The sequence below is a fragment of the Bradyrhizobium sp. STM 3809 genome, assembly GCF_000239795.1.
Taxonomy (GTDB): domain Bacteria; phylum Pseudomonadota; class Alphaproteobacteria; order Rhizobiales; family Xanthobacteraceae; genus Bradyrhizobium.
In genome coordinates this window covers 1-13,020 of record NZ_CAFJ01000656.1, presented here as the reverse complement: position 1 = coordinate 13,020, position 13,020 = coordinate 1, and the positions used below count along the sequence as shown (strand labels likewise).

At 58.8% G+C, this 13,020-nt stretch carries 12 protein-coding genes; 6 read left to right on the top strand and 6 right to left on the bottom strand.

Annotation, left to right across the window (positions count from 1 at the left end):
* From BRAS3809_RS34440 to BRAS3809_RS35270, 4 genes are all read right to left on the bottom strand, one after another.
* Positions 1-472 (bottom strand): hypothetical protein (locus tag BRAS3809_RS34440; protein ID WP_201767132.1); only part of this gene is annotated, 472 nt, incomplete at its 3' end.
* A gap of 315 nt (positions 473-787) precedes the next feature.
* The gene (locus BRAS3809_RS36255; RefSeq protein WP_139017468.1) at positions 788-1,198 is read right to left on the bottom strand and encodes a hypothetical protein; all 411 of its coding nucleotides are present in this window, start codon (positions 1,196-1,198) and stop codon (positions 788-790) included.
* A gap of 557 nt (positions 1,199-1,755) precedes the next feature.
* Entirely contained in the window at positions 1,756-2,235 is a 480-nt protein-coding gene (locus BRAS3809_RS36250; RefSeq protein ID WP_139017467.1) for a c-type cytochrome, read from the bottom strand.
* Between the two features lie 22 nt (positions 2,236-2,257).
* Positions 2,258-2,479 (bottom strand): hypothetical protein, encoded by a 222-nt coding sequence (locus BRAS3809_RS35270; protein ID WP_083839185.1) that lies wholly within the window; start codon positions 2,477-2,479, stop codon positions 2,258-2,260.
* A gap of 261 nt (positions 2,480-2,740) precedes the next feature.
* Between BRAS3809_RS35270 and BRAS3809_RS29100 the strand changes: the two genes are divergently transcribed.
* From BRAS3809_RS29100 to BRAS3809_RS29085, 4 genes are all read left to right on the top strand, one after another.
* Positions 2,741-3,028: a hypothetical protein gene (locus BRAS3809_RS29100; RefSeq protein ID WP_035659264.1), complete on the top strand. Its 288-nt coding sequence runs from the start codon at positions 2,741-2,743 to the stop codon at positions 3,026-3,028.
* A 160-nt stretch (positions 3,029-3,188) separates the two neighbouring features.
* Positions 3,189-4,253, top strand: coding sequence for an efflux RND transporter periplasmic adaptor subunit (locus BRAS3809_RS29095; protein ID WP_240535798.1), 1,065 nt, complete (start codon positions 3,189-3,191; stop codon positions 4,251-4,253).
* Between the two features lie 5 nt (positions 4,254-4,258).
* Positions 4,259-6,343 carry an ABC transporter permease gene (locus tag BRAS3809_RS29090; RefSeq protein WP_008965596.1) on the top strand — a complete coding sequence of 695 codons (2,085 nt, stop codon included), beginning with the start codon at positions 4,259-4,261 and terminating at the stop codon, positions 6,341-6,343.
* Positions 6,344-6,383: 40 nt separating this feature from the next.
* Positions 6,384-8,741, top strand: coding sequence for an HAD-IC family P-type ATPase (locus tag BRAS3809_RS29085; RefSeq protein ID WP_083839184.1), 2,358 nt, complete (start codon positions 6,384-6,386; stop codon positions 8,739-8,741).
* Positions 8,742-8,865: 124 nt separating this feature from the next.
* On the opposite strand, the gene BRAS3809_RS29080 is transcribed toward BRAS3809_RS29085, so the two are convergent.
* Together BRAS3809_RS29080 and BRAS3809_RS37500 are read right to left on the bottom strand one after the other, a co-directional pair.
* Positions 8,866-10,260 carry a tetratricopeptide repeat protein gene (locus BRAS3809_RS29080; RefSeq protein WP_283805782.1) on the bottom strand — a complete coding sequence of 465 codons (1,395 nt, stop codon included), beginning with the start codon at positions 10,258-10,260 and terminating at the stop codon, positions 8,866-8,868.
* A 356-nt stretch (positions 10,261-10,616) separates the two neighbouring features.
* Entirely contained in the window at positions 10,617-11,303 is a 687-nt protein-coding gene (locus BRAS3809_RS37500) for a formyltransferase family protein (protein WP_008965593.1), read from the bottom strand.
* A 693-nt stretch (positions 11,304-11,996) separates the two neighbouring features.
* Between BRAS3809_RS37500 and BRAS3809_RS35265 the strand changes: the two genes are divergently transcribed.
* Positions 11,997-12,356, top strand: a complete 360-nt coding sequence (locus BRAS3809_RS35265) for a hypothetical protein (protein ID WP_083839182.1) — start codon at positions 11,997-11,999, stop codon at positions 12,354-12,356.
* 316 nt (positions 12,357-12,672) lie between these two features.
* The coding region (locus tag BRAS3809_RS37170) for a hypothetical protein (RefSeq protein ID WP_035659262.1) at positions 12,673-13,020 on the top strand (348 nt) is incomplete at its 3' end.

Sequence of the window (13,020 nt, the reverse complement as noted above, 5' to 3'; positions counted from 1 at the left end):
AGAAGCCTGTGTACATTCCCATGACCTCGACATCCCCGAACGACCGGGATTTGAAAGTCTGCGGGGTCGAAGGATCGTTCGGGAAATTGGTATCCGTGGTGAACGACCGATTGACATAGGGGATGCGTACCATGACGCCCCAGTCGCGATTGAACATGTATTGCAGGCCGACCGTGAACCAGTCAGTCCGGACCTGCTTATCGGAATTGGCATCTGACGGCCCCTTCGAACCGCCGATCCAATTTCTATTCTGATCGGAATGCCACCATTCCGTGAAAACCCTGCCGCCATGGTCGTCTTCCTGAGGCAGCAGACCACCGCCAACGTCAAACACGCTGCAGCCGCAGGCGCAGGCGTTCGCCGGCATCGGCGTGAGTGTGCCGATGAAATAAAAAACCGCCAGAAGAGTGACGATCGATTGCGCCGCTTGTCGGATGCGTCGATGTTGGTGGTTCCAAAGATTGAGAAACATGTCGTCTCCAAGAGGTCCGGACAGCGCGTGATATTTGAACTGCACGCTGCTGCGAAAAGGTTGGGAAGGGGTCGCGAGCATCTTTGGTGATGACCGCGACTTGGTGTTGAAGAGCAGTGGTTCGCTCCGAGCTGGAGAGACCTAATTCGTCAATTGGCGGCCCACGGAGAGCATGTAGCCCCAGGGGCACGCTGTCGATGAGATAGGCGCATCATCCAAAGCATGGGCCTGACGCTCCTGCCCGTGACGAGCATGCCGCGCCGGTTTCGAAGCCGGGGCTTGACGAGTGGGATTCAGACGGAGAGTGACGACGGGTCAGGCTGCCGCCGGCGGCGCGCGTGCCTGTCCGTGCGTTTCGTGATGCGATGCCAATCCGCTCGACACCTGCTCCGACCATCTGACACTCGTACAGATGTTTCGCTGCTCCGCGACCAACATCCATCGCGGTGGGTTGCCCCAAGCATCAGCTTGGGCAGCTGCATAGCAGAGAGGACAGCTGACATCGCAGCCGCCGCTGCCATCATCCCCGTGTGGAGGGCGCGAATCGGAATTGTGGTGACAGATCTCAGCCGACCACGCCTGATCGGCCGCCGCGATTGCCGCAGCCAACACACTGCCGATCGGTACGAAGATCTGTACCGTCAGCGCGATCAGGAAGATCGGAAAAAATCTCTGCAGCCGTTGCCGCATAGCGCACCCACCGACACCGATCAGAACACCGGTCATGCAAGGTGTCGAGAACGACTTGCCAAGCGGCACTCACTTTTGCCGCAAGAGATGCAAAAAAGCCGCACATGCGGCAAGACTTGAGCCATCCGTTGGCCCAAAGACGCTGACGGCGTCCGGGATCTGAAGAGCGCCAGCCCTGTTCACAGCCCGGAATCGCCGAAACGCGATGTCGGCGCAGCGCCAACAAGTTGAAATCCGTCCGCGGCACCACACAACTTAGCGGAAGCTGGGCCCCGGGGCCTTCGTCGTTGGGTCGCAACTTTTGTCAAGAAGAAGCTGATCCGAGGCCAGTTAGACGGCCTGGTGTGGATCACGAGGTGGAACGTGCTCTACCCCTTCTTCGGTCGATCGTGACAACTAAACTGGGACAGCTCATCTGCGTCACCTATTCCATCCTTTGGGAGCATAGGAATGTATACCGGGCGACCAATCTATTTAGTTGTATTTCGGGATCTTCGGCTTGCTGAACCTTCTGCTCAGCCAGAGTCCAAAAGGACACCGTCCGACGACAGATCCTCACGGCTCGACCGGCAAGAAGCACCCGATCTCACGTCTTAGTGCACTTTGCCCAGGCTAAGAATGTAAGCCACGACCTCATCGATCTCGTAATCGGCAAGCCGAGGGTTGGTCATGCGCCGGGCCGGCCCCATCTCTGGATGGGCCGTCATCAAATACTCTCGTAAAGATGCTTCGGTCGTCGAAGGTCGCCCCGCTACAGTCGGGAATGAGGGACCCGGATTCCGCAACAGAGGAACCCGGCTCTTGTCCAAAGAAACGACATGGCAAGGGCTGCAGACGAGGTCCGCAAAACTGCGCCCCTTCGATACAAGATCGTCTCCAGCCCAAGCGGCCGTACTGACGTACACGACCGAGACGACGGAAAGGATGGCGGCACAATTAAAACTTCTCATTTTCGATCCATTTAATCCGGTGCTCTGGAAACGTGATTTGCCGGCTGAGATGAATTCGACGCGGCTGCGATCATGACGATAGATCAGCACCGAATTCATAGCGAACGCAACGACGGACTTCACGAACGCGCCTTCACACTGCTCGTCACGTCCTGACGAACAAAGACTTGACGGCCTCCTGAATTTGATCCGAACCTACGGCTACAAGCCCTGCATAGGTGGTCTCACCTCGTGCTGCCGCTCTCAATATTACTTCAGCAATAAAGGCCTTCATTGTGGCGGTCGAATATTCCGTCGGCACTCTGGTCATAACCGTTTCCAGCGCGCCTCTCATTGTCTCGATCAATCGAGGTTCAAATTCAGGCATCGGAGATCGCCCCCGTATCCATATTTCGCGGCGCAACGACCGCCCGGCCGCCAGCTCTGACAAGCATGCTAACTAGCCTGCAACGAGATGCGGCTCAGGAACAGTTAACGAAATTTAACCCTCCGCTGCCGCATACGCCTTGCGCCAATTGATCTCGCTCAATACTCGGCCGACGGGCTTGGCCCCATGTTGGTGTGGAGGTGCTGACATGCGCGCTCATTACCGCTTATCCTGGGGTTGGCGATTGCAGAGCTGAGCCCGATGTCGGCGGCAGAAGCCGCTGATGTCATGCCGAAGTTCAATATCCCAGCGAACTGCAGGGCCGAATTGAACGGGGCTTCGGCGATTGGAGAGACGCTGGCCTCCTGCATAGGCGACGAGCAAGCCGCTCGGGACCAGTTGTCCCGGCAGTGGGCTCAATATGCCAGAGATGAAAAGGCAGTCTGCATCAGCGAAACCAGCGTGGACGGCACGCCGAGCTACGTCGAGCTTCTGACATGTCTCGAGCTATCAAGCGAGGCCAAGGCTCGTCGGAAGAGCGCCAAATGACGGGAAACTCACCGTCAGCCCCAATTGCTGTTCCGTCGCCAGAGACGGCACGGCCCCTTCAGCGTGGGGGGCGGACACGGTGGCGGCTAATGGCGGGAGGTATATTAATCGTTTGCTCGCTGGCTCAGGCGTATTGGTATGGGAAAGACGAAATGCCGCCTTGTCGGTTCACTATGTCACCTCACCAGCATCGCTCGGACCTGTGACGCGGATGGTCTCAACGACGGGCACCGCCAACCCCGAATTGACGGTTATCGTCGGAAGTTACGTGTCCGGCGTGATCAAAGAATTGTACTGTGACTACAATACAGAGGTGAAAATCGGACAAGTCTGCGCGAAAATCGACCCCCGCCCATACCAAACCGCCGTCGATCAAGCAAAGGCCACGCTCTCGGTCGGCAAAGCTCAGCTTCTCAAGGATCAGGCCGCATTAGCTTACGCTAAGATCAGCTACGAGCGCAATTCCGCGTTGGTCATAACTAACGCCGTGAGTCTTGATGCGGTCGATAGTGCCAAGAGTGTTTATAATCAGGCGGAGGCGCAGGTGAGCTATGATGAAGCCACCATCGAGCAGCGGCAAGCCGAGCTTGACGCCGCCAAAGTGAATCTCGGCTATACGGATATCGCTTCACCTGTGAATGGCATAGTCGTATCGCGCAATATCACTATCGGTCAGACCGTCGCAGCGAGCTTCCAGACCCCCACGCTATTTCTGATTGCAAGTGACCTGACAAAAATGCAGGTCGACACGAATGTCAGCGAAGGCGATATCGGCAATATTAAGCTCGACGATCCGGTCCAGTTCTCAGTCGATGCGTTTCCTAACAGACTATTCGAAGGACGCGTAACCCAGATCCGGCAGTCCCCTCAAACGGTGCAGAATGTCGTCACCTACGACGTGGTCGTTGGCGTTGATAATAAGGAGCTCGCACTGAAGCCAGGAATGACGGCTTCCGTGCGCATCATCACGGATCAGCGAAACGACGTATTGCGAATACCCGGGCAGGCGCTCCGCTACCGGCCTGAGAGTGCGATGCCCTTCAACTCGGCCCGATCGCGCGTTTGGCTCCTGCGCGGATCGCAACCAATACCCGTGGAAGTCGAAATCGGCCTGGCCGATGACGATTACGTGGAGGTTCATGGCGGTGATTTGAACGCTGGCGATCAGCTCATCGTCGGCGAACGCTCAGGCGAGACCCGGTCAGCTTCCTACCCGCGGCTCTGACGGCGATGACCGACGCGATCATCGAGGTTGTCCATCTAACGCGCATCTACAGGGTTGGAGACATCGATGTGAAGGCGTTGCGCGACGTCAGCCTCTCAATCGAACGGGGTGAATTCGTCGCAATTATGGGGTCGTCCGGGTCCGGTAAGTCGACCCTGATGTCCATTCTTGGCTGCCTTGACCAGCCAACTAGCGGACAGTACCTCTTTGAGGGATTTGACGTCGCGCACTATTCTGAATCGGAACTTGCGCGCATCCGAAGTCAGCGGATTGGGTTCGTCTTTCAGAGCTTTAATCTTCTTGCCCGCACCTCTGCGATTGAGAATGTGGCGCTGCCGTTGTTCTATTCCGACGTCGCGCCGTCAACTCACAGGGAACGGATCGCACGTGCGCGCAACGCTCTGGCCGTTCTCAAGCTTGGCGACAGGGAGGAAAACACACCTGGTCAGCTTTCTGGTGGCCAGCAGCAGCGTGTGGCTATTGCCCGCGCATTGATCAACGATCCAGCTGTCATTCTCGCCGACGAGCCAACCGGCAACCTCGATACGCAAACATCGTACGAAATCATGGACACCCTCAAGTCTCTCAACCGAGACCGCGGCGTAACCGTCGTGATGGTGACCCATGAGCCGGATATCGCCAAATATGCCGATCGTACGGTAACAATGCGCGACGGCCAGATCGTCGCCGACGAGCGCCGTGCATCGCTTCCGATAGCGAGGAATCGACGTCGGTCGTCACCACCCATGCCAGAGGCGGCACCCGTGGCTCTGCCTGCCGTCATCGGGTTTGCACGGATGGTTTCGGCCGCCGCCGTCCAGGCGCTAGCTCGCAATGTCACGCGTTCAGTGCTCACGATGCTCGGCGTCTTCATAGGCGTCGCCGCCCTGATCGCGATGATAGCGGTTGGGCAGGGCGCAAATGATGCGGTCCGAAAACAAATCGAAAGTCTTGGCACCAATCTATTCGTCGTCGTACCCGGAGCAAGCGCACTCGGTGGTGCACGCGCCGGATTCGGCAGCGCATCCACTTTGACCAAATCGGACGCCGAGGACATTCGGCGCGAGGCTTCCGCAGTCGGGAGCGTGAGCTACTTGATCCGGCAAAGCGGACAAATCCAGTATATGAACCGAAACTGGACCACCACCATTCAGGGCGTCAGTTCGAACTATCCGCCTGTGACCAACTGGCGCATCGCGGAGGGGCGCGGGATAGCGGCCGAGGACGAACGGTCCACTGCGCTCGTTGCCGTCATCGGCCAATCCGCGTTCCGGCAGCTGTTTCCTGACGGCCTCAGCCCCGTCGGAGCTACCATACAGGTGCGCAGCACGCCGCTCCGAATCATCGGACTCCTCGCGCCGAAAGGTCAGACGGCCTACGGCCAGGATCAGGACGATGTGATCATGGTTCCCTTTGCTACGGCGGAACGGAAGATACTTGGAGTCGCGGCGCCAACACAAAACCAGACCCCATTAAACTGGGTCTATCCGCCCTATCCCAATCCCTACAATCTTCAGCCGCGTCTGACCGGCTTCGTGAACCAGATCTATGTTCAGGCGAACGACGCGGGCGGGGTGAGTGAGGCAGTATCCCAGGTCGACCGCGTGCTCACACGGCGCCACAATATCCGGCCAAGGCAGCCAAGGGATTTCTCGATCCGCAATCTGAGCCAGATAGCGGAAACAGCGGAGGGTTCAAGCCGGACAATGTCGATATTGCTCGCGGCTGTGGCCTCCATCTCACTGCTCGTTGGCGGCATCGGGATCATGAATATTCTTCTGGTATCAGTGACGGAGCGAACCCGGGAAATAGGATTGCGGATGGCCATCGGCGCGCGCCGACTGCATGTCCTGCTTCAATTCCTCGCTGAGGCAGTCTTTCTGAGTGTCACGGGCGGCATGGCAGGAATCGTGACCGGAATCTGCTTCTCCTTGATTCTACCGATGCTGACTGGCTGGCAAGCACCGATTTCGACCTCAGCGGTGCTCGGCGGCTTCGCATTCGCCGCAGCGGTCGGCATCTTCTTTGGGTATTACCCTGCACAGAAAGCCGCCCACCTGAATCCTATCGACGCGCTCCGATACGAGTAGAAATGGATGCGTGAGGCGTTTTTCTTCGCCGGAGCGACAGATGTCGACCTTTGCCACAAAATCAATGGATGTCCGGACCCATCGGGGATCCGACACCCGCACAGGTCTGTCCGCCGAAGAGGCATCCCGCCGGCTTGAACGTTATGGTGCTAATTCAACGATCGATGTTGAACGGCCAGCCTGGTGGGCTCTGCTCTCGAAGTTTGTCGCGCCAGTGCCCTGCCTACTGGAAGTCGCGATCGCTTTGCAACTAGTCTTGCACGAGTATGTAGAGGCCTCGGTCATAGGCGCGCTGCTTGTCTTCAATGCTGGCCTCGGCTTGTTTCACGAGAGACGCGCCAAGTCGACGCTGGCGGCCCTCAAGTCCCGGCTCGCGCTCAATGCGTCAGTGCTTCGTGACGGCAACTGGATCACCCTGCCCGCTGCCGGCCTCGTGCCAGGAGACATCGCCAAGCTGACCTTGGGCGGCGTCGTCCCAGCCGATGCACGACTCGTCGAGGGGGCCGTGCTGCTCGATCAAGCGATGCTGACCGGCGAATCCATGCCAATCGAAGCAGGCCCGGGCTTCGAAGCATTGTCCGGTGCACTGGTGAAGCGCGGCGAGGCCGTCGTCGAAATCATTGCGACTGGTTCGGCTACGAGGTTCGGACGAACGGCGGACCTGGTGCGCACCGCCCATGTGACGAGCACGCAACAGAAAGCCGTTCTACGCGTCGTTCTCAATCTTGCCGGGATTAACGGTGCGATCGCATTGACGCTGATCGCGTATGCTTGGCACATCGGCCTGCCGATTGCGGAGACTGTCCCGCTTGCCTTGATAGCGATCCTCGCGTCAGTGCCGGTCGCGCTGCCGGCAACCTTCACTCTCGCCAATTCGATCGGTGCCCAGGAGCTCGGTAAGCTTGGCGTTCTGCCCACAAGGCTGTCGGCGGTCGATGAAGCCGCCAGCATGAACGTTCTGTGTGTCGACAAGACCGGAACTTTGACCAGCAGTGATCTCAAGGTTGCGGTAATCGCGCCCATAGGAGGACGTTCAGAGGCAGAGGTCATGATGTGGGCTCGACTGGCAAGCGCTGACGGTGGGTTGGATCCGGTGGACGCAGCGGTGCGGCTCGCAGAGCGGCGGCCTCCAACTGCTGACGCACCGACGCTGGAGAAATTCATTCCATTCGATCCGACGACGAAAACTGCCGAGGCCTTCGTTCATCATCGCGGGCAAGCCAAGCGCGTCGTCAAGGGCGCATTCGCCTACGTGATGGCGACCGCAAAGACGAGCGATCAAGCGGTCGTGGAGGCGGAACGGCTCGAGAAGGAGGGTTACCGCGTTTTGGCCGTCGCCGTAGGACCTCCGTCTGCATTGGAGATCGTCGGTCTGTTAGCTCTGAGCGACCCCCCTAGACCGGAAGCGGCGAGCTGCATCGCCAAGTTGAAGTCGATGGGCGTGCACGTCTTAATGATCACAGGGGACGCACCAGCAACAGCGGCAGCCGTCGCTCGCGACGTCGGCTTGAACGGTCCCGTCGCGACTGCGGCACAGATCACCGAGACCATGCAACCCGATGAATTCGCCGTGTTTGCTGGGGTCCTTCCCGAGCACAAATACAAATTAGTCAAAGCTCTTCAGCGAGCCGGCTACACCGTGGGCATGTGCGGCGACGGCGCAAATGACGCTCCTGCTCTGAGCCAAGCGCACCTCGGAATTGCGGTATCTACGGCAACCGACGTGGCAAAATTCGCGGCGGGGCTTGTCCTCACCGAGCCTGGTCTCGCCGGCATTGTTGATGCGATCGCTGCGGGACGCGTAGCTTTCCAGCGCATCCTCACTTACACTCTGCGCTCCATCATCCATAAAGTTCGCCAGGTGACGTATCTAGGTGTAGGCCTGCTCATCACGGATCACGCCATCTTGACGCCCATGCTGGTCGTCATTTCCATGATCACCGGCGACTTCTTGGCGATGTCCTCGACTACAGATAACGTCCGCCCGTCCGAGAAGCCAAATAGTTGGAAAGTGGGTAACTTGACATTAGCCGGTGTCGCGCTTGGATTGGTCGATCTCGGCTTTTGCATCGGCGTTCTTCTGATCGGAAAGGACCTCCTCCATCTCGGGATCGATGCGCTGAGAACGCTCACGATGGTAAACCTCGTGTGCAGCGGCCACGCCATCTATTACGCGGTCAGGGAGCGACGCCGGATCTGGTCATCGAGACCGAGCAAAATCGTGATTTTCTCCTCGTTCGCCGATCTCCTGATTGTCCCGACCATGGCATATGCCGGCATTCTCATGACGCCGTTATCTCCCCATGTCATCTTCGGCGTATTCAGCGCTGCGCTCATCTTCGCCTTTTTCCTTGACGAGATCAAAACGCAAATTTTTCGCGTTTTAGATATGGATTGAGAAGAGCATCGGATAGCTGTGTCTGTCCAGCTGTGCACCGCCGGCGATCACCCGAGCAGTGAGCGGATCATGGCGTGACCCAAAACAGTGTCGGCAAGCGTCATTGCTCGAGGTGCAGCTGCGCTTAGGCGCGTCCGGCCTTTTGGGCAAGCAGCGCTTCAAACGCCTGCTTGATCTCTGCGGCATGGAGCTCTTTGTAAGCAAGCCTTCCATACTCGGGCTCGCCGTGTACCAACATCGAGGCGTTGACCTCGAACACCAGCAAGCGTCCCTCTGCATCGAGCGCGCAATCGATGCCAAAATAATCGAGACCGATGCGTCTGCGGATCTCGTGCAGAGCCTGCATCTGCGCCTCGCCGAACACGGCGGACGGATCACGCAGGAACGCCTCCTCCTCCTCCATCATCCAGGGATGATCTTCCATCGCGGTGGCGTCGCGGTGCAGCTTCCAATCGTCGCCGATGGCGAGATGGTATGGCAGCGCCGCTTCGCCGGCGAAGATGAAGCGATATTTGCGGAAGCGTCCGTCGACGGAGCGATAATCGACGTAGTCGATCAGGTAGCAGTCGGACACGGCATGCTGGTCGAGGAAGCGCGCCAGCCCGGCGATGCCGTCGACGCGCTCGAACAGATCGCCACCATGGGTTCCGGCGACGCGAGCCAAGACCGGAAAGTCGAACGGCAGCAGCCGTGCCAGCGCCCCGGGCGAACGGTCGCCGCCGGCCGCAAGCCGGATCGTACGCGGACAGCGACAACCGTCGAGTGCGGCGAGCTGCGATGCCGTGGCTTCACGTGTCGTGTTCGCCACGCGCCTGGGATCGTTGACGACCGGCAGACCGAGCCGCTCGACCAGCTCCGCGGCCATCGTCAGGCTGACGCCGGCCTGGTCGGCATCGGAGACGAGGTTGATGATCAGCTGGTAGTCGCCTGGCGCCAGTGTTGCCAGCAGGGTTGCCAAGTCGAGCGACGGCAGCAATGCCAGGATATCGACGTCGTAGCCAGCGCCCTCCAGTAGATATTCGGCCGGCGTGTTGCCGCCGAACGGTGCCTGCAGCACCAGCGCGCGGAACGCCGCCGGCGGGCGCGTAGCCGGACGGCGGATCACGGGCTGCATCGCGGCGGCCTTCAGATAGGCTGCTGCGGCGGCCTGATCCTCACCCTGCTCCTGCCGTATCGCACCGATCCAATACTGGCTCTCGCCGGCGCCCGTATCGAGCGCCACGGCCTTGGTGAAGTGTGCCTCGGCTGCTTCCAGCTCCTTCAACTGGTAGCAGACCTTGCCGAGCTCGTGCTGCAGTCTGGCATCGTGGGGCCGCTCGGCGGCCATCTCCAGCAATAGCGCCTTGGCGATCACGGGCTGCCCGGTAGACAGCATTGCTTGCACGAGATTGGTCCGCGACGGCCAATGGTCCGGCGACAGCGCCAGCGCCTGAAGATAGGCGGACATCGCATCCTGCGGCTGTCCCATCTGGAGCAACGCGCTGCCAAGATTGCACCAGCAACCGGTGAGCTGCGGCATCAACCGCAGTGCGGCCTTGTAATTGTCCGCCGCAGCGTAGAATCGCCCCCCGGACAGGCAGGCATTGGCGAGACATGCATGAAGGTCCGCGACGATCGCGGCCGGACGCGCGCCGTCCGCCACATCATAGAGCGTACGAAGTCCCGCTTCGAACGCCGAAATGGCCTCCCCGAAACGCCCCTCGGCGAGATGGGCCTGGCCGATACTGCGCAGCACCGACAGATCTTCGGGCACGGTTGCTAACGCTGGAACACACGACATGCACAGTCTCGGACGGAAGAGGGAGACGCCGGATCCGCTCGATTGATCACCACCTGGGCAATGTCGCCGGCCGGAAAGGAAAACACTTGGACGTTTTACGCCGACGAGTCGCTTGCTGGATCCAGCGTCGCTCTGAACTGCACGCCGTGGAGAGTGATCGTCGGAACCATGCCGAAGCGATTGGCACCAAAGGCCTGCATGCGGCGATCCAGATCGTCCTGGCTGATATCGAGAGGGATATCGCACATGGATCGATAAAGACGACGAGTCGTCTTTCGATGACCCCAAGGGATGGAAGGTCGAGCTGCGGTGGGTCCGGTCTCGGCGGCCAACACATCAGCAAAGGCGAAAAACTGCCGTACCAACACCGAATAGGTCTGGGCCTCGAGTGCGACGATGGTCGTCCCCGGCACGATCGGAAACAGCTGCGCATCCAGAATGGCACCGTCGTCGACCCTTTCGGTCATAACATGCAACGTGGTGCCGAACTCGACCGCGCGGTCATACAGCGCGAAATGGGCTGGCGCGATGCCGGGATAGGCTGGCGGCCCCGGGTGGAAATTGTACGCACCGTGGCCCAGCGCCGCGAGAATCGCGACCGGAACGATGACGGAGCTTGCAAAAGCAATGAGGCGCGCACCGGCAAGCAGACCGGCGTCGTAGGCCATCAGCTCTTCCGCCGACCTCGCCAGAACGACTTTAAGAGCTTCGTTGTGCTCGTACAGCGCTGGGGCGAACACACCATATTCGTCCTGATCCGCCAGCAAAACGATCGTATCCATTTTCGTCACGACGTGACCCTTGTTCGGAAACAGACTTGGCGACAAGGCGAGACCAGCTCTCGAGGCGCGGGACTTAGTTAGTGTGTTGAGGTTTACCCAACGTCGTTAACGATGTGTTGCCGAGACAGAATGTCGCAGCCTAAACTTTGCGTAATGTAACGAATTATTAATTCCACCACTTCGGCAAGGCTTATGCAAACCTGCATATGCACGGCCCGCCGATTAGGATCGCGCCTAATTGCCCCCCATTTGTCGCCCGGCGGCCAAGCCGCCGCTTTCGAAACGAGCTGTTTGGTCCGGCTGGCATCGCAGACGTTCTCGCGGGACCTCAGTTCTCGGCAGTGAACCACAGCACGCCTGACTGATCTCATCACTCAGGCTCGTCGATTGGGCGACGCCGAGACCCCAATGCTGCACATCAACTGCGGTCATCTCGACCAAAATCCATCACTATCGTACCGGCGACATCCATAAACTCCTTAAGACTTCGTATCCTGAACATAATTTCATCTGCGACACGTTGCCTCAGTAAGAAGCTGTTTACGATCGTGGCCGACGATTAATGCAGCCCAGTTGGCGCTCGCGTTGGTCCGCGAACCGACCTTTCAGCAATCAGCCTCTCTGGCTCGCGATGTCCGACGCCGGCACGGCATTTATCGAAGACCGTCTCAAGCGAATGAAGGACCTAATAAAATGTCGGACATCTTTACCGTGCTCCAGAATTCATATGCGACAGCGCCATTGACGCCATCCAATGTCAGGTACACACCGGTCGACCCAGCGAGCTACCAGGGGAGCTGGACGGGCAGCTATTCAAATGGGCAGTCATTCAAGCTCACCATTGCGAATGTCAGCGGTTTTCGCGCGCAAGTGAAATATCAGAGCGGCGCCACGGTTCAGTACCAACAGGTACTCATCGGCAACTCCGCATTTCGGATCGGTAATACTAAGTTTGTTCTGACAAACACCGGACAGGCAACTGTCGCAACAGCCGTGACTGATCCCGTAACCGGAAACACGAGCCTCATCCAGGGACAGGCGACTCAAGGCTGACGCTGGCGATTCGCAGCCCGATATCAGCTCGAACCGATTGATTGACCAATGATGTTGGCTCACTCGAACATCTCAACTCCAAAGCAAGCCGACTCATTGGCGGATCACGTTCTGCGCACCGAGTGCTCTTACCAGCCATATACGCCGCCGAGCCACAAGACGCTGACGCCGCAACCCGGCACACCGAGCTGAGACCGGACGTCATTGCTACTCACCGCCATTTGAAGGGCCGTCAGTCCAACCCGTTTTCCGCTCTGCAGCAAAACCTCGATAGTGCGTCCCCAATCGCTGGAAGACGCCCGAAAGCCTCACGTCGATGAAACATAGGCACCTGACCGAACCGAGCGATACTATCAGCTCTCCGACGGGACCGCACATCCATACCCCGACTTACGATGTCGCGGTCATATCCCATAATGAAGTCGGCAACTTCGGTGACCGCCTCGGGTTCCATATTGTAAACTCGCTACTCCCCGAAACATCGATCGTTCATCACCTCACATTCAGCACTTTGCATACGGCAAAAGATAGATACGATCTCGTCGTAGTCGGAATCGGAAACAGCATTTTCCATCCGCTCCTCCGCCCCGATCTATTTGAAGTGATCGACCGTGGACGCGCCGCGGTGGGCATCTTCGGCACGCAGTATCGCGAGCTTATCTGT